24 protein-coding genes are annotated in these 22,668 nt (G+C 50.6%); 20 read left to right on the forward strand and 4 right to left on the reverse strand.

Annotation, left to right across the window (positions count from 1 at the left end):
- The first annotated feature begins 82 nt into the window (after positions 1–82).
- From urtB to V9K92_RS04400, 17 genes are all read left to right on the forward strand, one after another.
- On the forward strand, positions 83–1,699 hold the full coding sequence (urtB, locus tag V9K92_RS04320; RefSeq protein ID WP_337353379.1) for an urea ABC transporter permease subunit UrtB: 1,617 nt from the start codon (positions 83–85) through the stop codon (positions 1,697–1,699).
- A complete protein-coding gene (gene urtC / locus V9K92_RS04325; protein WP_337353380.1) occupies positions 1,696–2,883 on the forward strand; it encodes an urea ABC transporter permease subunit UrtC in 1,188 nt (395 codons plus the stop codon). Before urtB ends, urtC begins: the two co-directional genes overlap by 4 nt.
- On the forward strand, positions 2,884–3,639 hold the full coding sequence (gene urtD / locus V9K92_RS04330; protein ID WP_337353506.1) for an urea ABC transporter ATP-binding protein UrtD: 756 nt from the start codon (positions 2,884–2,886) through the stop codon (positions 3,637–3,639).
- A gap of 3 nt (positions 3,640–3,642) precedes the next feature.
- Complete coding sequence (urtE, locus tag V9K92_RS04335) at positions 3,643–4,338, forward strand: urea ABC transporter ATP-binding subunit UrtE (protein WP_337353381.1); 696 nt, start codon at positions 3,643–3,645, stop codon at positions 4,336–4,338.
- 192 nt (positions 4,339–4,530) lie between these two features.
- A complete protein-coding gene (locus tag V9K92_RS04340; protein WP_337353382.1) occupies positions 4,531–5,190 on the forward strand; it encodes an urease accessory protein UreD in 660 nt (219 codons plus the stop codon).
- A gap of 15 nt (positions 5,191–5,205) precedes the next feature.
- Entirely contained in the window at positions 5,206–5,508 is a 303-nt protein-coding gene (locus V9K92_RS04345; RefSeq protein WP_008121015.1) for an urease subunit gamma, read from the forward strand.
- A gap of 21 nt (positions 5,509–5,529) precedes the next feature.
- Positions 5,530–6,108 (forward strand): HupE/UreJ family protein, encoded by a 579-nt coding sequence (locus tag V9K92_RS04350; RefSeq protein WP_337353383.1) that lies wholly within the window; start codon positions 5,530–5,532, stop codon positions 6,106–6,108.
- Between the two features lie 2 nt (positions 6,109–6,110).
- A complete protein-coding gene (locus V9K92_RS04355) occupies positions 6,111–6,416 on the forward strand; it encodes an urease subunit beta (RefSeq protein WP_115054939.1) in 306 nt (101 codons plus the stop codon).
- A gap of 1 nt (position 6,417) precedes the next feature.
- Positions 6,418–8,130 carry an urease subunit alpha gene (gene ureC, locus V9K92_RS04360; protein WP_115054940.1) on the forward strand — a complete coding sequence of 571 codons (1,713 nt, stop codon included), beginning with the start codon at positions 6,418–6,420 and terminating at the stop codon, positions 8,128–8,130.
- A gap of 8 nt (positions 8,131–8,138) precedes the next feature.
- A complete protein-coding gene (locus V9K92_RS04365; protein ID WP_337353384.1) occupies positions 8,139–8,651 on the forward strand; it encodes a DinB family protein in 513 nt (170 codons plus the stop codon).
- Positions 8,648–9,127: an urease accessory protein UreE gene (ureE, locus tag V9K92_RS04370; protein ID WP_337353385.1), complete on the forward strand. Its 480-nt coding sequence runs from the start codon at positions 8,648–8,650 to the stop codon at positions 9,125–9,127. The genes V9K92_RS04365 and ureE overlap by 4 nt, the downstream gene beginning before the upstream one ends.
- Positions 9,120–9,782 carry an urease accessory UreF family protein gene (locus V9K92_RS04375; protein ID WP_115054943.1) on the forward strand — a complete coding sequence of 221 codons (663 nt, stop codon included), beginning with the start codon at positions 9,120–9,122 and terminating at the stop codon, positions 9,780–9,782. The genes ureE and V9K92_RS04375 overlap by 8 nt, the downstream gene beginning before the upstream one ends.
- Positions 9,779–10,399 carry an urease accessory protein UreG gene (gene ureG / locus V9K92_RS04380; RefSeq protein WP_115054944.1) on the forward strand — a complete coding sequence of 207 codons (621 nt, stop codon included), beginning with the start codon at positions 9,779–9,781 and terminating at the stop codon, positions 10,397–10,399. The genes V9K92_RS04375 and ureG overlap by 4 nt, the downstream gene beginning before the upstream one ends.
- Before the next feature lie 136 nt (positions 10,400–10,535).
- Positions 10,536–11,759, forward strand: a complete 1,224-nt coding sequence (gene repA, locus V9K92_RS04385) for a plasmid partitioning protein RepA (RefSeq protein ID WP_115054945.1) — start codon at positions 10,536–10,538, stop codon at positions 11,757–11,759.
- The gene (repB, locus tag V9K92_RS04390) at positions 11,756–12,760 is read left to right on the forward strand and encodes a plasmid partitioning protein RepB (RefSeq protein WP_337353386.1); all 1,005 of its coding nucleotides are present in this window, start codon (positions 11,756–11,758) and stop codon (positions 12,758–12,760) included. Before repA ends, repB begins: the two co-directional genes overlap by 4 nt.
- A gap of 171 nt (positions 12,761–12,931) precedes the next feature.
- Positions 12,932–14,188 carry a plasmid replication protein RepC gene (repC, locus tag V9K92_RS04395; RefSeq protein ID WP_337353387.1) on the forward strand — a complete coding sequence of 419 codons (1,257 nt, stop codon included), beginning with the start codon at positions 12,932–12,934 and terminating at the stop codon, positions 14,186–14,188.
- A 95-nt stretch (positions 14,189–14,283) separates the two neighbouring features.
- Positions 14,284–14,766: a class I SAM-dependent methyltransferase gene (locus V9K92_RS04400; protein ID WP_115054948.1), complete on the forward strand. Its 483-nt coding sequence runs from the start codon at positions 14,284–14,286 to the stop codon at positions 14,764–14,766.
- Here the strand turns inward: V9K92_RS04400 and V9K92_RS04405 are convergent.
- Together V9K92_RS04405 and V9K92_RS04410 are read right to left on the reverse strand one after the other, a co-directional pair.
- Entirely contained in the window at positions 14,746–15,612 is an 867-nt protein-coding gene (locus V9K92_RS04405) for an FkbM family methyltransferase (RefSeq protein ID WP_336441424.1), read from the reverse strand. The two genes, V9K92_RS04400 and V9K92_RS04405, sit on opposite strands and share 21 nt — an antisense overlap.
- Positions 15,609–17,315 (reverse strand): adenylate/guanylate cyclase domain-containing protein, encoded by a 1,707-nt coding sequence (locus tag V9K92_RS04410; RefSeq protein WP_337353388.1) that lies wholly within the window; start codon positions 17,313–17,315, stop codon positions 15,609–15,611. The genes V9K92_RS04405 and V9K92_RS04410 overlap by 4 nt, the downstream gene beginning before the upstream one ends.
- 226 nt (positions 17,316–17,541) lie before the next feature.
- On the opposite strand from V9K92_RS04410, the gene V9K92_RS04415 reads away from it, so the two are divergent.
- Complete coding sequence (locus V9K92_RS04415; protein ID WP_337353389.1) at positions 17,542–18,636, forward strand: glycosyltransferase family 4 protein; 1,095 nt, start codon at positions 17,542–17,544, stop codon at positions 18,634–18,636.
- Positions 18,633–19,382: a polysaccharide deacetylase family protein gene (locus tag V9K92_RS04420; protein WP_337353390.1), complete on the forward strand. Its 750-nt coding sequence runs from the start codon at positions 18,633–18,635 to the stop codon at positions 19,380–19,382. The genes V9K92_RS04415 and V9K92_RS04420 overlap by 4 nt, the downstream gene beginning before the upstream one ends.
- 27 nt (positions 19,383–19,409) lie before the next feature.
- Here the strand turns inward: V9K92_RS04420 and V9K92_RS04425 are convergent, their stop codons facing one another.
- The gene (locus V9K92_RS04425) at positions 19,410–20,240 is read right to left on the reverse strand and encodes an MBL fold metallo-hydrolase (RefSeq protein WP_307277192.1); all 831 of its coding nucleotides are present in this window, start codon (positions 20,238–20,240) and stop codon (positions 19,410–19,412) included.
- A 205-nt stretch (positions 20,241–20,445) separates the two neighbouring features.
- Here V9K92_RS04425 and V9K92_RS04430 point away from each other — a divergent pair, with 205 nt between their 5' ends.
- Entirely contained in the window at positions 20,446–22,182 is a 1,737-nt protein-coding gene (locus V9K92_RS04430; RefSeq protein ID WP_337353391.1) for a metallophosphoesterase family protein, read from the forward strand.
- Positions 22,183–22,191: 9 nt separating this feature from the next.
- Here V9K92_RS04430 and V9K92_RS04435 read toward each other — a convergent pair whose 3' ends face one another.
- Positions 22,192–22,659, reverse strand: a complete 468-nt coding sequence (locus V9K92_RS04435) for a cyclic nucleotide-binding domain-containing protein (protein ID WP_115055113.1) — start codon at positions 22,657–22,659, stop codon at positions 22,192–22,194.
- Positions 22,660–22,668: the final 9 nt, after the last annotated feature.

A 22,668-nucleotide genomic window follows, 5' to 3' on the forward strand; every position in this document is an offset into this window, starting at 1 on the left:
TGAATTGAGTCACGGGCGCTCCAGCCCGTGACTTTCCATTTGCTCGACTAGAGGAGAGGGCCACAGAGCTCTTTCAAAATTCATGCATCGCGCAATCAAAATACTTATGCTCATCATCTGTCTGATCATGCTTGTTCCGGTATCGGAAAGTTGGGCCGATCAGAATAACCGCTTGGGTATAAATGCCTTGGGTCAGGGTAACTTTTCACAGGTTGCCGATAAGATCGCCGAACTATCCCGTACTGGCGATATTGCGCTTGTCCCAGTGTTTGAAGCGCTGGCAGCAGGTGATCTTTATGTGAGAAAAGCCGATAAGACTGTCTTTGTAGTCAAGGAAAATGGTAGTGAACTGAACCTGTCTGATGCTGTAACCGGAGCGTCAGCGGGACAAGGGGCGAAAGCCGATTTCGAGCGTATCAAGGTTAATAATAGTCTGCGTCGCGCTGTCAAAACCGCTATTGGAGCGCTCACGCTGCTCAGCCCGGATAGGGAGATAAGACTTCGGGCGGCCAGTTCAGTTTTTGCCTCGCCGAGCACAGACGCGCTTGAGCTCATAGAGACGGCAATAACAAACGAGAAAGACACCTATATCAAATCTGTCATGGAGCAGGCGAGGGCTGCTGCTATTTTAAAGTCAGATCGCTCGCTTGATGACAAGCGCGCCGCTGTAAAAACAATCGGAGAGCGTGGTGACAGAGATGCTCTTGGCATCTTGAGTGCCGTTCAGGCAAACGCTGATGGCGAGCTTCGAACAGACATAGACAATACCATAACTGCGTTACAGTCAGCTCAGGCGCTTTGGGATGTCGGTCAGAATGTCTGGTACGGCTTGTCTCTTGGATCCGTCCTTTTGCTGGCTGCTATCGGCCTTGCCATTACTTTTGGTGTGATGGGCATCATCAATATGGCCCATGGTGAAATGGTGATGCTTGGCGCCTACACTACGTTCATGGTCCAAGAGATAATCAGGTCGTCCTATCCGCATCTTTTTGACTGGTCATTGATAATTGCACTCCCGGTTGCGTTCGCTATTACGGGTGTCATTGGTCTTATAATTGAACGTGGAATTATTCGTTTTCTCTATGGGCGACCGTTGGAGACATTGCTGGCAACGTGGGGCGTATCGCTTATTCTGCAGCAGGGCGTTCGTTCCATCTTCGGTCCCAGCAATCGTGAAGTCGGAAACCCGTCGTGGATGTCAGGCGGTTTCGAACTTGGTGGTATGACGCTGACCTATAACCGCATGTGGATTGTGGTGTTTGCTGCAGGCGTATTCCTGACGTTGCTGTTCGTGCTTAAGCGCTCGAGATTTGGGTTGCAAATGCGTGCTGTTACGCAAAACCGAAGGATGGCATCATCAATGGGTATCAAGACCCCTTGGGTCGATGCTTTTACCTTTGCCCTTGGTTCAGGCATTGCTGGGATTGCCGGCGTTGCCCTTTCGCAAATTGATAACGTCTCACCCAATCTTGGTCAAAGCTACATTATTGATAGTTTCATGGTTGTAGTTTTCGGCGGCGTTGGAAATCTCTGGGGCACGCTTGTGGGGGCACTTTCGCTTGGCGTCGTCAATAAGCTCCTTGAACCATATACCGGTGCCGTTCTTGGCAAAATTCTTATCCTGGTTCTCATCATTCTTTTTATTCAGAGGCGGCCACGCGGGCTCTTTGCACTCAAGGGAAGGGCGGTGGAAGCATGATCAGCGCGTTCGTTTTTAAATCGCTCGACAGGAATGTCTCCCTCTGCATTGCAATCCTTCTGGCCATTGCATGCTTGGTACCCGCACTTAATCTTTTAGTGCCAGCCGACAATCTATTTCATATTCCAACCTACGCGATGTCGCTATTTGGAAAATATCTCACCTATGCATTGCTAGCCCTGGCGCTTGATCTTGTCTGGGGTTTTTGCGGGATATTGTCTCTTGGACATGCCGCATTTTTCGCCCTTGGCGGCTATGTCATGGGAATGTATCTGGTTCGCCAGATCGGCGCACGTGGCGTCTATGGAAACCCAAATCTGCCGGATTTCATGGTGTTTTTGAATTGGAAGGAAATGCCTTGGTATTGGTATGGCTTTGACCACTTCTGGTTCGCCGCCATTATGATATTCGCCGTTCCTGGTATTCTTGCTTTTGTGTTCGGCTGGCTGGCATTCCGCTCGCGTGTAACAGGCGTCTATCTGTCCATTATCACGCAGGCGATGACCTATGCCTTACTGCTCGCCTTTTTTCGCAATGAAATGGGATTTGGCGGTAATAATGGCCTTACCGATTTTAAAGACTTGCTTGGCTTCAACATTCAATCGCAAGGCATGAGGGCATCCTTGTTCGCCGCGTCTGCGTTCGCGCTGGCAATCGCGCTTCTTATCAGTTCAGCTATCGTTCGATCAAAATTTGGGAAGGTTCTGGTTGGTCTGCGCGATGCTGAGAGCAGGACGCGCTTTCTCGGTTACCGGCCAGAAAATTACAAGCTCGTTACCTTTACCATTTCAGCAATGATGGCGGGTGTTGCTGGTGCGCTTTACGTTCCGCAGGTCGGGATTATCAATCCCGGTGAATTTGCACCAGCCAATTCGATCGAAGTCGTCATCTGGACCGCCGTTGGAGGACGTGGAACACTCATTGGCCCTATCATTGGGGCTACACTTGTGAATTTCGGCAAGAGTATTTTCACTGCACAGTTTCCGGAAATTTGGCTTTTTGCGCTGGGGGCACTTTTCGTTGCAACCACGTTGTTCTTGCCCAAAGGCATCGTTGGGACCATTCAGCAAATATTGAAATCCAGAAACGATAAAAACAGAGCGATTTCCTTTAACCGCCTGCCTAAAGCCAAGAATGCCGAAAAGAACGCTGATATCCCTGCTGAACCACTGGCTGCGGAGTAGATCATGTCTGACATCAAACCAAAGAGCCTGTTGTATCTAGACAATGTATCCGTATCATTCGACGGCTTTAGAGCACTGAACGCCTTGTCTTTTGTGATTGCTCCCGGTGAGTTAAGGGCAATTATTGGCCCGAACGGTGCCGGTAAAACGACAATGATGGATATTATCACTGGAAAGACCCGGCCGGACGAGGGTGAGGTATTCTTCGAAGATAACATTGATCTTACGACCAGAGACGAGGCTGATATCGCTCAGCTTGGCATCGGCCGCAAATTCCAGAAGCCCACAGTGTTCGAAAGCCACACTGTCTGGGATAATCTCGAGCTAGCGCTTAATCGTAAGCGGGGAACCTTTGCGACCTTATTCTACAATCTATCGCCAGAGGATAGCGCTCGTATCAATGAAATTCTTGAAACCGTGCGACTGACCGCACGCAAGGAGGAACTGGCGGCTAATCTTAGCCATGGGCAAAAACAATGGCTGGAAATCGGTATGCTCCTGGCGCAAGAGCCCAAACTCTTGCTTGTTGATGAGCCGGTCGCGGGAATGACCGATGCGGAAACTTCTGAAACCGCCGCTCTGCTCAAAGAGATTGCGAAAACCCGGGCGGTCATCGTTGTTGAACACGATATGGGCTTCATCCGCGATCTTGGCGTGCGGGTCACATGCCTCGCTGAAGGCTCGGTACTTGCTGAAGGGTCACTTGATTTCGTCAGTAATGATCCCCGAGTCATAGAAAACTATTTGGGGAGGTGAGCCATGCTGTCTGTTGAACAAGTCAATTTGCATTATGGCGCGGCGCAAGCCTTGCGGGGGATTACGCTGGACGCCAACGCTGGAAAGATCACCTGCGTGCTCGGTAGAAACGGTGTTGGTAAAACAAGCTTATTGAGAGCGATTACTGGTCAGCACAATATCAGCGCGGGTAAAGTGATGTTCGATGGTGTTGAACTCAATGGTATGGCCCCATACACGCGGGCGAAATATGGCATTGGTTATGTACCGCAAGGCCGTGAAATTTTTCCGCTTTTGAGCGTTAAGGAGAACCTTGAAACCGGTTATGCGCAGCTTCCCCGCTCCGAACGAAATATCCCCTCGGATGTTTACAACCTGTTTCCCGTCCTGAAATCCATGTTGTCGCGTCGTGGCGGTGATCTTTCCGGTGGTCAGCAACAGCAACTCGCCATCGGGCGCGCATTGGTCATGCGCCCCAAAATTCTGGTTCTTGATGAGCCCACTGAAGGAATCCAGCCGTCGATAATCAAGGATATCGGTCGCGCCATCGTTTACCTGCGAGATTCTTTCGGAATGACGATACTTCTTGTCGAACAGTATCTCGACTTTTGTCGCGAACTCGCGGACCATGTTTACATCATGGATCGAGGTGAGATGGTCGCCGAGGGCGCTGCGGAAATTCTCGACACGACTGAAGCGCGCCGGCATCTGACGGTCTGACCATTGGGGTTACAATTTTTGGATATGCTCGGCCAGCCGACGATTGTTCAAAACCGGGCGCAGCGCGCATCCGGGGCAGGACGATTATCGGCACGGCGGGTAGAGGGAAAAACGCGGATTTCCACATTGTTTCAGGAGGGGTGTGCGAAACTACGCTTTCCAGTCAGTTCTGGAAACCATCTGGAAGCAGTCATGATCAACAGTGCAGGTGGTCTTACAGGCGGCGATGCGATGCAGTGGAGTTTTGCCCTCGGCGATCATTGCGCGGCTCAAATAACGACCCAAGCTTGCGAGAAAATCTATAAAGCTGTTTCAGGGACAGTCGCCACCGTCTCGACTCAAATTGACGTTGGACCTGATTCCTATGTTGCATGGCTACCGCAAGAAACCATCCTGTTCGAAAAAGCCGATCTCAAGCGAACGCTAAATGTAAATCTTGCTGCGCGTGCGCGGGCTTTGCTGGTTGAATCCACCATATTCGGGCGAAAGGCCTTTGGCGAGACAATCGAAACTGCGCAGTTTTCTGATCAGTGGCGTATCCGGCAAGACGGCAGACTACTCCACGCCGAGAATTTTTCCATCGGTCCTCAGGCTGGGTCATCATTGAAACGGCCAGCCCTGCTTGGAAGCTATCATGCTGTAGCAACGGTACTTTTAGTTTCTCCGGATTGCGAGCGGTTACTTGATCCGGCGCGCCTAATCATAGGTGATCAAGGAGGCGCATCAGTATGGATGGGCAAGCTTGTGGCTCGCTTGGTAGATTTTGACGCTTACCACCTGCGCAAGCGCCTCATCCCGCTGCTCGGCCTGCTGAATGGCGGCGAAGATCTGCCGCGAATATGGACAACATAAAAGGAAAATCAAACGATGAATTTACTGCCGCGCGAGAAGGACAAGCTGCTGATTTCCATGGCAGCCATGGTGGCGAGGCGCCGTCTGGAGCGTGGTGTGAAACTCAATCATCCCGAAGCTATCGCTTTGATCACCGACTTTGTCGTTGAGGGTGCGCGTGATGGCCGATCTGTCGCGGATCTCATGGAAGCCGGCGCGCATGTGATCACACGTAGTCAGGTGATGGAGGGTATTGCCGAGATGATTCACGACGTTCAAGTCGAAGCAACCTTCCCCGATGGCACCAAGCTTGTCACAGTTCACGAACCGATCCGGTAGTTGGTATTTAGAGAGAAACTCATGAAGAAAATATTGTTATTGACTTTGCCTCTGGCCTTGGCAGCGACCACTCCTGCCCTTGCTCATATCAACCCTGCGGAACACGGCTCGTTCGGTGCAGGTTTTTCCCATCCAATCTCTGGCGCGGACCACATGCTGGCGATGGTAGCTGTTGGGCTATGGGCCTTACTGCTTGGGGGACGCGCCATGTGGCTGGTTCCGGCTGCATTCGTTGGCACAATGATTGCAGGGTTCTTGTTGGCTATGGCCGGCGTAAAGCTACCATTTGCCGAGCCTGCAATTCTTGCTTCAGTTGTCGCTATCGGATTGTTTGCTGCCATGGCACTCAAGGTTCCAACGTCGTTGGCAATGGCTCTCGTTGGTTTTTTCGCACTGTTTCATGGTTATGCCCACGGTAGTGAAATGGGCACGGCCACCGCTGGCAGCTATCTTCTTGGCTTTGCGCTTGCGACAACTTTGCTTCACGTTGCGGGGCTGGCTGCTGGTGCTTTATTGGGTGCCGGCATCGGGCGCACCATCATCCGCGTAGCGGGTGCAAGCACAGCATTCATTGGTCTTTGGTTGGCGCTTGGAGCATGAATATGATTCCCGGTCAAATTATAACGGTGGCAGGGGACATCGAACTGAATGTCGGAGCCCCCGTCACTGTCTTGAAAGTCGCCAACACAGGTGACCGTCCAATCCAGGTCGGATCGCACTATCATTTTTATGAGACCAATGAGGCATTGGTTTTTGATCGGCAACTGACCCGGGGCATGCGGCTGGATATTGCTGCCGGCACGGCTGTGCGTTTCGAGCCAGGTCAGGAACGCGATGTGACATTGATACCGTTTGGCGGCGACCGCGTGGTTTATGGATTCCAACAGAAAATCATGGGGAAGCTCTGAGATGCCAGCCAGAATAACACGATCTGCCTATGCCCAGATGTTTGGCCCAACAGTTGGAGACAAAATTAGGCTGGCCGACACCGAACTCTTTATCGAGGTCGAGAATGATTTCACAATCTATGGCGAAGAAGTAAAATTTGGCGGCGGTAAGGTCATTCGGGATGGCATGGGCCAAAGTCAGGTCACGCGAGCAGATGGCGCCGTAGACACGGTGATTACCAATGCTCTGGTGGTCGACGTGACGGGAATATTCAAGGCCGATATTGGTTTGCGCGATGGACAGATTGCCGGCATCGGCAAGGCTGGCAATCCGGACACGCAACCAGGTGTAACGATCATTGTTGGGCCGGGAACCGAAGTTATTGCAGGCGAAGGAAAAATTCTCACTGCAGGTGGAATGGACGCGCATATTCACTTCATCTGTCCGCAACAGATTGATGAGGCTTTGATGTCGGGAGTAACCACCATGTTCGGTGGTGGTACGGGTCCGGCTCACGGAACCTTGGCTACGACATGTACACCCGGACCATGGCATATGGCGCGCATGATCCGTTCCTTTGATGCGATACCGATGAACATTGGTCTGTCCGGCAAAGGCAACGCATCACGTCCAGCAGCGCTGGAAGAGATGATCCTCGGAGGCGCGTGCTCTTTGAAGCTGCACGAAGACTGGGGAACAACGCCTGCTGCGATAGACAATTGCCTCACTGTTGCTGACCAGTATGACGTGCAGGTGATGATCCATACCGACACACTGAACGAAAGCGGATTTGTCGAGGATACGGTTGCTGCCTTCAAAGGGCGCACCATTCATGCCTTTCATACTGAAGGGGCGGGCGGTGGACACGCGCCCGACATCATCAAGATTTGTGGGCTTCCCAATGTGATCCCCTCATCGACCAATCCGACACGCCCCTACACGAGAAATACCATTGCAGAACATCTCGACATGCTGATGGTCTGCCACCACCTTTCTCCATCTATTCCCGAAGATGTGGCGTTTGCAGAAAGCCGTATCCGTAAGGAAACGATTGCGGCAGAGGATATTCTGCACGATATCGGTGCGTTCTCGATCATCTCTTCGGACAGTCAAGCCATGGGCCGTGTCGGCGAAGTTCTGATCCGCACCTGGCAGACAGCGGACAAAATGAAACGCCAACGCGGAAGTTTGCCACAGGAACAGGGGGATAATGATAATTTCCGCGTGAAGCGATACATAGCCAAATATACGATTAATCCGGCTATTGCGCAGGGTATTTCCCGTCATATTGGTTCAATCGAAGTTGGCAAGCGTGCCGACCTTGTTTTATGGAATCCGGCGTTCTTTGGGGTCAAACCTGACCTTGTGCTGCTTGGCGGTTCCATTGCTGCCGCTCCGATGGGTGACCCGAACGCTTCGATCCCGACGCCGCAACCGGTGCATTATCGCCCTATGTTCGGGGCCTTCGGCAAGACTGTTACTTCTTCATCTGTGACCTTTGTCAGTAAGGCAGCGGTTGAAAATGGTCTTCGATCGACCTTGGAAGTTGAAAAGGAGCTCGTTGCGGTCGAGAATACGCGCGGAGGCATTTCCAAGTCGTCGATGGTGCATAATTCGGCAACGCCGCATGTGGAAGTTGACCCCGAAACCTATGAAGTTCGGGCTGACGGTGAATTGTTGACGTGCGAAGCCGCCGTCACGCTGCCTATGACGCAGCGTTATTTTCTGTTCTGAGCGCGTCAATGAAAGATCATTTTACAAGGCTTGCTCACTATAACCAATGGGCAAATAAGCAGATCTATGAGGCCGCCGCTCTGTTAGACAAGGAAGATTACTTTGCAGATCGCCGGGCTTACTTCAAATCAATGCACGGCACCTTGAACCACCTGCTTGCGGTCGACAAATTGTGGTTTGGCAGATTTACCGGCAATCTCTACGCATTGCCGTCATATGACGTCATTTTACACGATACCTTCGACGAACTGCGCACCGCGCGTATCGCATTTGACGAGCATATTATTGACGTTATCCAAGCTATGGAAGAAGCTGACATTTCCGCACCTTTTCACTGGGTTATGCTGAATGGAGCGCCCTTTACTTCGACGCTCGACCGGTGCCTGACACAAATTTTCAATCATCAGACGCATCATCGGGGTCAGGCTCATACGCTTCTGTCGCAACTCACAGGCGCTGCGTCACCGCTGGATTTCTTTATCCGTATGAATGATGATTTTATTGAGGAGTTCGAAATATGAGACGTGTCACAGGGCATGACCATTCAGGTCATTTTGAGGGGATACCTTTCGACACGATTGTTCTTGCGCATGATGAGCGACATCTACGCCGGAAGGTTTTGACGCTGCAGCAGGGCGAACAGATTTTGGTTGATCTGCCGGAGCCTGTTTTGTTTGCCCACGGAGATGTCCTGGTCCTTGAAGATGGAAGTCTTGCGGAGATTGTCGCCGCGGAAGAAGCGCTCTACGAAGTATTGCCGCGCGATCAAAAGCACTTGACGGAACTTGCCTGGCATTTGGGCAATCGCCATCTGGCTGCCCAGTTTGAGGAATCTCGAATTCTCATTCTTCAGGATCATGTGATCAAGGCGATGCTGGAAGGGCTTGGTGCGCGCATAGGCGAGATTACGGCTCCTTTTCAGCCCCTACGGGGTGCCTATCATAGTGGACACAGCCACGATCATCACTCCCACGGATCACATCACCATCATGATTGACAATGGGGCACTGCTTCGTTTGATGACTTGGCTTTCCCCCGCTTTCCCGGTGGGCGCATTTTCATACAGCCACGGTATTGAACAGGCAATTCATCACGGGCTGGTTCATGACAGGCAGAGCCTTGAAGATTGGCTCATCGATATTTTAAATGAAGGCTCGGGATGGAATGATGCGGTGCTTTTCGCTCAAAGCCATCAGATTGCCAAAAGCGGCTCCGATTTTTCAGAGATCGCGGATTTGGCGGAAGCACTCGCTGGCTCCCGCGAGCGGCACATGGAAACAATGCTGCAGGGCGAAGCATTTTTGAGTGCAGCGCAAGCATGGCCAAATCCAGTGTCGGAAAGGTTGCCCTCCCGAGTTGCCAGTCCTGTTGCCGTAGGCGCGATAGCCGGAGCTCATGGTATTGAGATTGAAGCAGCACTTTGTGCTTTCTTACACGGCTTTATATCCAATCTGATTCAAGGAGCGGTGCGGCTCGTCCCCTTGGGGCAGCGCGATGGCGTCGCGATACTGGCAGGACTGGAAGAAGAAATACAGTCTTGTTCAAGCAAGGCAGCAAAATCCACACTGGATAATCTTGGCACCTGTGCCGTGATTTCCGACATCATGGCGATGCGCCATGAAACGCAATATTCCCGGGTTTTCAGGTCATGATTTCAAAGAATGGTCCACTTCGCGTTGGTATTGGCGGTCCCGTAGGATCAGGCAAGACAACTGTCACTGAAATGCTGTGTAAAGCCATGCGTGATCGCTATTCGCTGGCTGTAGTCACCAACGACATTTATACCAAGGAAGATGCGTTGATCCTCAACAGATTGCAGGCACTGCCGGAAGACAGGATCATGGGCGTCGAAACTGGTGGCTGCCCCCATACGGCGATCCGCGAAGATGCAACTATCAACCTTCAGGCCATCGCGGCAATGAACCAGCTACATCCCGATCTCGATATTGTGTTTATTGAGTCGGGCGGCGACAATCTTGCTGCAACTTTTTCCCCCGATCTCGCCGATATAACCCTTTATGTCATATCTGTTTGCCAGGGCGAAAAGATACCGCGCAAAGGAGGCCCGGGAATCACACGTTCAGATCTCCTGATCGTCAACAAAAAAGACCTGGCACCTTATGTTGGCGCCGATCTCGACGTCATGGCCAGTGATACAAAAACCCAGCGCGGGCCGAAACCTTTTGTCTTCACCGACATGTTGCGCAGAGACGGGCTGGATGAAGTTATCCGATTTATCGAGAGTGCAGGCGGACTGCAGCACGCGTGATAAACCGCTTTAATTCTTGGCTGATGGAGATCCGATAAAAACCAGTAACTTGTGACTCAATCTGAAATCACTTGACGACTCAGTCAGACTCAGTTGAATTTACGCTTTGATATCAGAAATTGGATTTTAAGCGTGTATGTTGTCTCCAACTGAAAAAGACCAGAGCCACCGTACCGGCAAGAAAGTTCGCTCGCTTACGCGATTGGTCGAGGCGGACGCAGATCTTCTTAGCGCGCAGCTACGGGAGTTGCGGTCGCGTGCTTTCCCGCCAACTGCAGAAAAAGAATTAAGAAAGTTTACGTCAGGTGAAGCTGCTCGCCTGATCGGTATTACCGACGCCTATATCCGGCATCTGTCATTGGCTGGCGAAGGACCTGAGGCTGAAAAAACCTCTGGCGGTCGCCGTTTATATTCTCTTGAACAGGTTCATGAGATACGGCGCTACTTGGCTAAGTCAAAAAAGAGTTATCTGCCGTCTCGCCAAGGCAACGAACATATGCAGGTCATTGCCGTGACGAACTTTAAAGGTGGCTCGGGCAAGACGACGACCGCGGCTCATGTTGCGCAATATTTTGCAATGCGAGGCTATCGAACGCTGGCTATCGACCTTGATCCACAGGCCTCGTTGTCTGCTTTATTCGGCATTCAGCCTGAATTCGATTTGGAAGACAACGATACGATCTATGGTGCTATTCGCTATGATGATCAGCAGCGGCCGATTGCGGACATTATCCGCAAAACTTATTTCGCTGGGCTCGACATCATTCCTGGCAATTTAGAGCTACAGGAGTTCGAGCACGATACGCCACGTATTCTTGCGGAGCGGCGCCGGGGAACGGAAAGACTTTTCTTTTCCCGCATAGCCAATGCTTTGGCAACGGTAGACGATCGCTACGATGTTGTTGTTTTGGATTGCCCGCCTTCGCTTGGCTTCCTTACGCTATCTGCTCTGTGCGCGGCGCGAAGTGTGCTTGTAACAATTCATCCGCAAATGCTCGATGTCGCTTCGATGTCGCAGTTTCTGCACATGACAGCAGGTTTGCTTGAGGTTGTTGAGCAGGCTGGCGGTGATGCCGACTACGATTTTTTCCGCTATGTGGTTACACGATATGAACCGAGCGATGGTCCGCAAGGCCAGATTGTTGGTTTGTTGAAAAGCCTTTTTGGCGAGCGGGTTCTAACGAACGCACTCTTGAAATCTACTGCGATCTCGGATGCCGGCCTGACGAAACAGACATTGTACGAGGTTGGCCGGGAGTACTTCACGCGTGCAACCTATGACAGGGCAATTGAAGCGCTCGATGCAGTGAATCTTGAGATAGAAGAACTGGTGCGCGATGCATGGGGGAGGGCTCTGTGAATAAACGTAGAGACGCTCTTAAAGCTATGATGACGCCCATCAATGATGCGTCACATACCGAACATCGTCATGCCAAGCCTACCCAAAAGTCTGGCTCACTGAAGGCCATGGGATTGTCGTTGCAAAGCCTGTCGGAGGATGCTGATGAGGCGCAGGCATTGCGTGATCAAATTGCTTCTGGTGAGCATATCGTCCAAATCGAGGCGAGTCTGATCGACGGTTCGTTTGTTCGTGATCGACTTGATGATGTCGATGCGGGTGACTTCAATGAGTTTAAAGCCAGCATTGAAGAACACGGCCAGCAAGTTCCAATTCTGGTACGCCCAAATCCACTCGATGAACGTCGTTACCAGGTAGCCTATGGGCACAGGCGCCTTGCCGCGCTTCGTGCCATAGGCAGGCCTGTTAAAGCAATTGTTCGCAATCTTTCCGATGAAGAATTGATTGTCGCGCAAGGCAAGGAAAATCTGGAGAGAAAAGACCTTTCCTTCATTGAGCGTGCACTGTTTGCAGCAAAACTGGAAGCGCATGGCATTGACCGCAACGCCCTTATGGCTGCCCTTGCAGTTCACAAAGGCAATTTGTCAACAATGATCGCTGTAGCAAATTCTCTGCCGGAAGATCTCATTCAAATAATCGGCCCTGCTCCGAAAGTAGGGCGGCCTCGTTGGGAACAACTCTCCCAGCTGCTGCAGAAAGACAATACTCCCTGGAGAGACAGAGTTGATGTGGAGCGGTTGCTTCGCCTTGATAGCGATGCCCGCTTCGCTTTGGTTCTCAAAAGCCTGTTGCCGCGAAAATCCGGTCCTTCAATCCATCCATTGAAGTCCAAAGAAGGCCTGTCCTATGCGCAGATTGAACAAGCCAACGGCAAAACGAAGCTGACTATCGATGAAACCCTGGCCCCTGAATTCGGGAATTATTTAATAACACATCTGCCTGAGATCTATGCCGCTTTTCTTCGCGGCGAAAAAAGTGAACCGCGTATTAGAGAACTCTAACTGGAGAGAAATCGCAAAAGAAAAGGCCCCCGAAACTGACGTCACGGAAGCCCTCTCAAAGTCTAAGCAACTTGAGAATCGCATTTCCGAGAATCACTGTCAAGCGTTTAACGCCGTTTCGGCGAGCAGATTTCTTTTGCCTGATTGAGGGTGAAAGCAATGAACAGGGAAATGACAACGACGCCCTTTGGGCGCCGACCAATGTCGTATGCCATGCTGGATGCGCAAACGGAGGTCAAGAATTGTGACGTCAATGTAGTCGCGGACAAATGGAAACTTTTCCGCATGATTACAGAAGCTCGACCACTGCTGGGCATTTCAGATCGAGCGTTGGCGGTGCTTCACGCATTGCTCAGTTTTCACAAACCGAATGAGTTGGATAGCACAGCGAATCTCATCGTTTTTCCGTCAAATAGGGAACTATCCTTGCGTTGCCACGGGATGGCACCAGTTACATTGCGCAGGCATCTTGCCTCCTTGGTGGAGGCCGGAATGATCATTCGGCGCGATAGCCCGAATGGAAAGCGCTATGTTCGCCGCGATCAGGAAGGTGAATTGAAGACCGCATTCGGCTTTGACCTGCTGCCTTTGGTGGTAAAGGCAATCGAGTACGAGCAACTTGCTGCAACTATTCGCGCTGAGGATCTGGCAAGACGCATCTTGCGAGAGCAGGTAAGTCTTCATCGTAGAGACATTGCCAAGATGATTATCTTTGCTGAGGAACAGGCTTTTGAAGGCCCTTGGGATGCCCTCAGTGAGAGATTTATGCCCCTTGCGCGACCGCTCCTAAGGGGTTTGGACAGGGTAGGTCTCGAGGCATTGGCAGTGAGTCTGGCCGATTTGCGCGCAGATGTTGAGAAGTTATTGGAATTCAATAATAATTCAGCTAAATCAACCGCCAGTGACGTTCAAAATGAACGGCACATACAGAATCAAAACTCAGACTCTAAATTTGACTTTGAACCTGGCTTTAGAAAAGACCAAGGGGCAGATCGTGGTGATCATCCGGATTGGAATGATGAAGCTGATACCAAAGAACTGCTCAGTTCACATCAACCGGTGCGCAGTGGTTTAAAGCCGCCAAAAGCCTTTCCGCTGGGACTGGTCCTAAAAGCTTGCCCTGACATAATCGATTACGCACTCGGCGGGATAAATAGTTGGTCTGATCTCATACAAACCGCAAATCTTGTTCGGGTAACCCTCGGGATTAGCCCTGATGCCTGGAACCAGGCCATGGAGATATTCGGTCCCAATGAAGCGGCAATTGTTGTTTCGGCGATCCTTCAAAAGGGTGAAAGTATTTTAAGTCCGGGCGGATATCTGCGCGCGCTGACAGATAAGGCCCGGGCCGGCTCCTTCTCGTCAGGTCCATTGCTGATGGGCTTACTCCGGGCGAGTACAATCAAACATGAGGCGGAGGCTGGATAAAGATGGGTACGAGCAATTTTTTATGATCGCTTGGTGATCGACGGATTTGCAATTGGCATGATAAGCCACTCTTCAATGGAATGACGGAACAGAATATGAGCAGACTCGACAGTTTTATCCGCCGGATGACAGCACAGCGCGATATCCTCAATCATATTTGTGATGGTGTGAAGTATTTGGACGGGCCTGTGATCGAGTTGGGTCTCGGAAATGGTCGAACCTATGACCATCTCCGTGAAAGATTTCCGGACCGAAGAATTATTGCTTTTGATCGTGCTGTCGGATCACACAAGAGTTCTACGCCTCAGCCAGATAACCTGATTATTGGCGAGATACGTGACACGGCACAAACATTCGTCGGCGTGGATGCGGCACTTGTTCATGCTGATATTGGTACCGGATATGACGAGAAGGATGCTGTGACACTGACATGGCTGCCGCAATTGGCGGTCGCGCTTTTAGCGCCGCAGGGAATTGTGGCTAGCGGGCTTGAGCTGCGTCATCCAGCACTCGAACAATTGCCGCTTCCTGCAAGCGTAAAGCCAGGTCGTTATTTCCTATATCGGCGCGTTGAGTAGCAGAATGTCAAACTGAGGTTCGGTAAGCGGGAGAGCAGAAACTTTGATTGCCTCGACGTGATCTTCGCGAAAAATGAGGCAATCCTCGTAAAAGCGGCCCAGATACTGCGTGAAAGCGATGGATTGTTCCCGGCCGTAAAATATCGGTGAAAACTCCATATAGAGCGGTATTTTTCTCTTTAATAGCGTCTGCATGGAGTTACAAGCAACCGGTTCGTATCCTTCAATATCCATCCATATAAGGCCGATTTCTTGCGGCAATATATTTGCTTCGGAGAGAATTGTGTCTACGGGTTTTACAGGCACGGTGATTTTATGATCGTGCTTGCTTTTCCTGGAAGTACTGCTTTTCCCGTGATTGTTCTGATGTTGGAAAAAATCAATCTCGCCTTCAACGTCGCCAGCAGCGCATTGTATTGGAAGTATTTTAGCCTGCAGATGGTTCTGAGAAATATTGTGTTGCAACAGTTCGAAGTTGCGAGGATCGGCTTCTATGCTGATGATCCGTGAAAATACCTGGCTCAGTGCAAAATAGATCGTTTGGGTTCCGATGTTCCCGCCAATCTCAAGCAAAGTACTTTCACCGCTCAAAAGCTTCTTTTCCCGGAGAGTTGAAAGTAACCGGTCAACGTGATCTCGCTCAAAATTGCCTTTGCGAAAAACTTTCTTCCCAATGTAGTCGTGTGGAGACACTGTCATGAGATGATCGCCACAATTAACGGTCAAATTAACGACCCGTGGACCAATTGTATTGATCAAGAGCTCGCGGCCATACCTGGTATCGAAGAAGCGGGCGACAAGATCGAATTTCCACTTATTAAAGCGTCGGACCCACCGGTTTTTCATAGGAAAGAGGCGCTCATCTGTTGAGTAACAACGTAGATTCTGAGTGGTTCGGCTCGTCCTCTCACCGTTATTTCACGGCCTTCGAGCTGACTGGTATCAGAGCCGGCTTTCTCGATTGTCGGTTCTGACACAACAAGCGTTACATTGAGCTCTTTGGCAATTGTTTCAAGTCGGCTTGCAACGTTCACAGTATCACCTATTGCGGTTAAGCTCTTCACATTGCTGTAGCCCATGGCGCCCACAATTGCAGGTCCCGAGTGAACGCCGATTGCGACGCGCAGAGGGATAGCTAGACCTGTCGAAAGTTCATCGCTCAGCCGGTCTATCTCACGAATGATAATTGCGCAGGCCTTGAGCGCTTGCCGACATGCATCTTCCGGTCGCCCTTGCAGTCCAAACAAAGCCATGGCGCCGTCGCCGATAAACTTGTCTAAACGGCCGCCAGCCTGTTCCACTGCTTGGCCTATGATAGCAAAATAGCGGTTAAGCAGGAAAACTACATCGTAGGGTAGCTGCGCTTCGGTAAGAGTGGTGAAGTTACGAATATCACAAAAAAGAATGACGATTTCTTGCTCGCGGCCAGGATTAACTTGCTGGCTATTGGCAGGCAAGTTGCTCTCCAGAGTTGGCACCAACAATGGAACAATGCTGATGTTATTCAAGGGACGCAGCTGACAAGCGAGCCGAACATCAGGGTCGGCATTGATGCGGTTCAAGGTTGCCTGTTCAGTCGCGTCCGGTTTCAACAGCGTATCGCCACCTTCGATTATTTGGACTCGGCATGTGGAGCAGCGCCCCTTTCCACCACACACTGCATAGTGAGGGATACCGCCGATCCGGCTTGCTTCAAGAACACTAAAGCCGCGGGGAACGCGAACTGTTTGGCCCTCAGGGTAGCGTATCTCGATTTGATCGAAACGTTCGCGCCAACTGCGGATAAGGCGCAGGGTTAACACGCTCAACAGACTCGCAGCAAAAAGCCCATAGAGCATGAACTTTATTACCATCAGCTGCTGCGCTGCTGCTGGGCTGACAATACCGCCGCCGTGAGAGCCAATTGGAGAATAACCGCTGCCGTAGCTCGACTGGACAGGTTCGCTGGCAAGAATTCTCCCCGTATAGGCAAAACCCAAAAGGCCAAGAACCGGCAGCAGAATTGCTAGCGTCAAAAAGAATGGAGCTGCTCGGGAATACCAGTCGCGATACCGCAACCAAAAGTGTACGCCAATGCATCCATGCGCCCATACAACCAGAAGCGCCAAGGATTGTCTTAAAGCGTTGCCGGAGGATTCAACCCATAGACTTCTGATGACAAATTCATATGTGTCATGCAGACCGACGATCTCATATCGGATGCGTGTACTGACGACATGTTCAATCAACAGAGCGGGAATTAATAGCCCGAGTATGATTTGGCTGGCTTCTCGCAATGGCATGACCAATGTGCGACGCAGATAAATTGATCTCATGACAAGCGCTACGTGAGTGACTGCAGCTCCGTAAAACAGGATTGTGCCTACCGGATTTCTCCAAATTGCGAGAAACCAGTGACGTCCCTCTTCCGCAGCTTTAAGAGAGATCAGATTGAGCGAATGGTTGGCTAGATGAAGCATGACAAAAGCGAGCATAATCAGCCCCGAGATCAAGCGTATTCTGCGCAATGATCGTTCGGAACTGATTGTATTGGTGGCAAAAGCTGTCATGAAATCCGTAGCAATTTCTGTCTGGTTAGCTTAGTTGACCCGATGTGGTTTGGCGAGTAGGGCGATGCACTCGCTCTGCCCGTTAAAAATGGCAAGACAAAGCCTTAATCGTTGACGATATTTTGCAGCGACTGCAAACGTCAGCCTCGGGGCCGAGCCCTTGTGAAGCAGTTTATCTTCCCGCATGGTGCGGCAGGTTTGTTGAGAAGGTTATATTGCTTCGCACATGCACATTGCTTTTTATGCTCCGTTGAAATCTCCTAATCATCCTGTTCCTTCGGGGGACCGTGCCATGGCACGGCTTTTAATCCAGGCAATGCAAAGGGCGGGCCACCGCGTAGAGATCGCCTCGGAACTAAGAAGCTTTACCAAAACGCCTGATCAGACTCTTCTATCCACGATCCGCGGCGGTGCAGAACAGGAGCGCGGTCGGCTCGCAGATCTATGGCAATTGGGAAACAAGCCCGATCTATGGTTTACGTACCATCCCTATTATAAAGCACCGGATCTGGTGGGGCCGAGTTTGGCGACTATGTTTGAACTGCCTTACATTACCGCCGAGGCCTCATATTCCAAACGCCGCGATGATGAGGAGTGGGCAGAACAGCAATCATATGTTGTCAATGGCGTTCGGCAGGCCGCAGTAAACATCTGTTTCACGCGAAGAGATGAGGTCGGACTTGAGCAGATCGTATCTAAAAAGCGCTTGAAAAGATTGCCGCCATTTATCGACATTGCGGCTTTTTCCGATGAGCCAACTGCGGTTACTACCAATCAACTTGTTACCGTTGCCATGATGAGGTCGGGTGACAAACTGGAAAGCTACCGGATGCTGGCAGCGTCTCTGGCGCTTCTGGGTGATATGCCCTGGAGATTGAGGATTATTGGCGACGGCCCTGCCAGCGCCATGGTGAAGGCTTGTTTCGCCGGTATAAGAGAAGATCGCATAGAATGGCTCGGGCAACAACAATCCCGGGAAGTCACGAAAATCCTCTATGAATCGGACATATATGTCTGGCCGGGTTTTGGCGAAGCCTATGGAATTGCTTATCTTGAAGCACAGGCAGCTGGCCTGCCGGTTATAGCTCAAGCAGTGGCAGGTGTTCCAGAAGTTGTAAAAAACGGAGTAACAGGAATTCTTACGCCGGAAAACGATGTGGCTGCCTTTAGCAGAGCAATTGAGCATTTATTTCTTAACAATGAGCAGCGCCTGGTTATGGGAAATGCAGCAAGACAATTTGTTTTCAAAGAGCGTTCGCTTGAACTGGCATCAGCGCAATTAAATCTCTTGTTGAGATCTTATACGGAACAAGACCGATGATTAAAGATGCCGTTTGGCAACCGTTGCGAGACGAGCTGTCTCGCTGGATAAATGCTAGTCGGAGCGTGCAATTTTGGTTACGCGATGATGATGCCGTGGAGCCTAGCGATGCTCTGAACCGTTTGCTGATGCTGAGCAATGAATATGAGGTCCCCGTGCTATTGGCGGTGATACCGTCTTTGGCTGGTGCACCGCTCGCGGACATGTTAAAGCCCGAGCGTTTTGCCGCCGTTGCGACACACGGCTGGTCGCACGAAAACCATGCTGGGAAAGGCGAAAAGAAACAGGAGCTGGGTGATCATCGACTTTTGAAAGTAGTGCTCCACGAACTTGATGAGGGAAGGCGTCGCATCGCTAAGTTGTTCACCAAACAAGCTTTGCCGATACTTGTGCCGCCATGGAATCGTATTGATTCTTCATTGCTACCGCACTTAAACAGTGTGGGATTTGCGGCGCTTTCAGTTTTTGGGAAGGGAAGCGCTGACCAAGGGCATATTCCGGCCGTGAACACCCACATTGATTTGATTGATTGGCATGGCACTCGCGGCTGTCGGGATCATAATGAGCTGGTCGCCGAAATAGTCATGGAAATGCGTGGACGTTTTGAAGGTGATGACAGTACCATTGGTATTTTGGGTCATCACCTCGTCCACGACGAATCCGCCTGGATTTTCTTGAAGCGGCTGTTCGAAATTACGACTGAGACAGGAGGTTGCCGCTGGGTCTCGGCAGCGGAACTGATTTAAAGCCTTCCTGCTTCAGATGCATAGGCCCTAAAGATCAATGACCTGAAAATCACGTGCCGCAAATGTTTGTTCGAAACGCAACTTTGCAAGTCGTTCAAATTCGTCAATCTCGTCATCCGTCCGGGAAGGCGCGTGATGGAACAAGGCCAGTTTGCCGATTTTTGCAGCTTCCGCCAGCTTGACGCCGTGTTGCCATGTTGAGTGGCCGTAACCAAAGCGCCGCGGCATCTCGTCTTCGGTATACGTACAGTCATAAACAACGAGGTCAGCATCCTGGATGAGCCCGAGAACGGCGGGATCCAATTCGCCATCAACATGCTCAGTATCGAATATCAGCGCGAGGACACGCCCCGCCCATTCGATCCTGTAACCGACACAGCCACCCGGATGGTTGAGTTTATCTGTGCGTATGACAACCTTTTCAAACGGAGTGAGAGTGTCCCCGGTACGAAAATCCTGGAAGTTGATACAGGCTTGGCAAATATCGGATTCTATCGGAAACCAAGGCGGACGCATGAACTGCTTGATCATTTGTCCTGTCGTCATTTGCCCTGCCAGATGGCCGGACCAGAGACGGACGCTCATCATGGGATTATAAAGAGGCGTGAAATAGGGCAGGCCAATAATATGGTCGTAATGACTATGGGTATAAATGATATCGAGCTGTTCGACGCCTTCCCGTGACAAAGCTTCGCCAGCCTGCCGCACACCCGAGCCGGTATCAAAAATTAATCGGCGGTTTCCACACTGAACTTCAATGCAGGCAGTATTTCCACCATACCTTACGAACTCCGGCCCCGAAACCGAAACACTGCCTCGCGTTCCCCAGAATTTCACCCGAAATACTTGGTCGTTCATTCTGCTCTTTACACCTAGTTCCCCATTTTGGGGGATATCGTAGTCAAACTGTGATCGTTATGCGAGGCTTGTATTCCTTTTTATTGACAGGCTACGCATTAAAAATTCGCTTCTGTTGATATGTAGGCGATAGCAACTTGCTTTTTAAGGTTTATGACAATTAACCAATACAAATAGAATAGTTTATCACTTGAACGGCTCGCTCATGACTTCATCCAAATTTGCTCGTATCGCCGTTATTGCAGATGCTCATTTCCACGATCTCTATGGCGATTATGATTTTGAGGGGATAGAGGTCGAGGGCCGTCGGATGATAGCCCGCAGGCTAACTGATACGATGCGCTCTACCCGCGTTTTCAATGAGAGTTATCAGGCACTAAGGAGTGCGCTTGATAAAATCGTGGCCCGAGGTATCAACCTCGTCGTTTTACTCGGCGACTATTCCGACGATGGTCAAATCAGTACAATTTCAGCACTTAAAAAATTGCTCGACAGTTACAGCAAAGATCATGGCCTCGTTTTCGTCGGAACGGCAGGAAATCACGACATTTTTGGCCAAAACGGCCGTCATCATGCCAAGCGATTTCTCAACGCGAATGGCACCTATACGACCGTCGCCAGCGACAGTGAATTTATCGATGAAGACGCCGAGGCGATGGTGTTCAGCGATAAAATGTACTGTTTGGGATACCCTGCAGGCTTGCAAGAGCTTCCCGATCTAGGCTTTTTTTCAAAAACAGATGCCATCCATTGGGAAACGCCTTTTGGAAGAGATACCGACTGGGAGCGCCGCCTTTATAATGCCTGTTCCGCTGATGGGAAAAATGAATATCAACTGATGGATGCATCCTATCTGGTTGAACCGGTACCAAATCTTTGGCTGCTTATGATAGATGCCAATGTGTTTGAACCTAATAATGGCGATCTTTCAAATGCAGGTTCTGCTGCATTCATAGACAGCACAAATGCGGGCTGGAATGCTATGCTTGTTCATAAACCTTTCATCGTGGATTGGATGAAAGATGTTTCAGCAAGGGCCGGACTTGAGGGGAAAACACTTCTGGCTTTCTCCCATTATCCAATGATCGACATGATGGATAATACTGCGGCAGACGAAAAGACATTGTTTGGTATGACAAGTTCTGTCAGGCGAACACCGTCCGGAAAGGTCGCTGACACAGTTATAGAAGCTGGAGTGTCCATACATTTCAGTGGCCATCTCCATGTGAATGACACGGCCAGAGTTTCGAACATCAAAGGCACTTTAACGAATATAGGTGTACCTTCCCTTGTTGCATTTCCTCCAGCGTTTAAGATTCTAACGATTGAAGATGAAATGATGAATGTCGAGACAGTATCATTGTGCGATGTGCCAATAGATAACAGGATCAACCGTCAGTACCGAACTGAAATCGCTGTCACAAAAAAGAATGTCGGCTCTATGCTGGATGCCAGTGACTATGGCGAGTTTCTATCGGCTCACGTGGATCAATTGGTCATACATCGCTATTTGAAGCGGGAATGGTCGCCAAAACTTGCACAATTGGCTAGGCAGTTGAATCTTGGTGATCTGTTTCTGCTGGCTCGGTCCGAGAAGATCATGGATTGGGACGAAATCATTCCGACATTGAAGGCTGAACGTTCCTGCTCAAATTTGGTGCCGGAAACCCTGGGAAAAATGGATTCCGTGCCAGCTCTCGATATGATTGGCGACTGGTATCGCTTGCGAATGGGCAGCGAGATGGCTTTAGACTGGATATCAGCAGACAGAATGGCGATGTATCGATTGTTGATCGAAGCCTACAAATCCGACACCAGTAAGGATGGGGAACCCAAACGCATGTTTGCCACAATGTTTCGAATGATGGCAGCATATATATCGGGGCTACCGTCCCGCAATTTCTCTGTTTCGCTTCAAACGGGCCAAGTAATGCGTCAATAGCGGTAATAATTACTTGGAAGCGTGCTGCTTTTGTTTGCTGCGAGCTTCACTGAGTTCGGTTGTTGTATGGCTTAGACGGTCTGCAAGAACGCGCATGATTTCGATCGTCATTTCCGGATAATCGCTCAGGAGCTTGATAAAGTGGTCTTTGCTTATTCGCAGGGCCTCCAGCGGCGAGTTTGCCCTGACCGTAGCGGTGCGGGAGACATCGCAAAGGATCGCAATCTCGCCAACGATTGAATCATGTTCGATCTCGGCGACCTTTATCTCGCCGCTCGGGCTGTCGGCGAGAATGTCAGCTGCGCCTGACAATATCACATAGGCGGCATCAGCTGGATCACCTTGATTGAACAGTACTTGGCCAGACTTGTAGCTTACGCGCTCCGATGTAAATGCGAGAAGTTTCAGTTTTGCGGGAGCAACGCCCGAAAACAGTGGCACCCGCCGCAACATTTCCACTTCGTCTTTGAGCAGCATATGCGTAGC

This window comes from Phyllobacterium sp. CCNWLW109 (assembly GCF_037203905.1).
GTDB classification, from domain to species: Bacteria; Pseudomonadota; Alphaproteobacteria; order Rhizobiales; family Rhizobiaceae; genus Phyllobacterium; species Phyllobacterium ifriqiyense.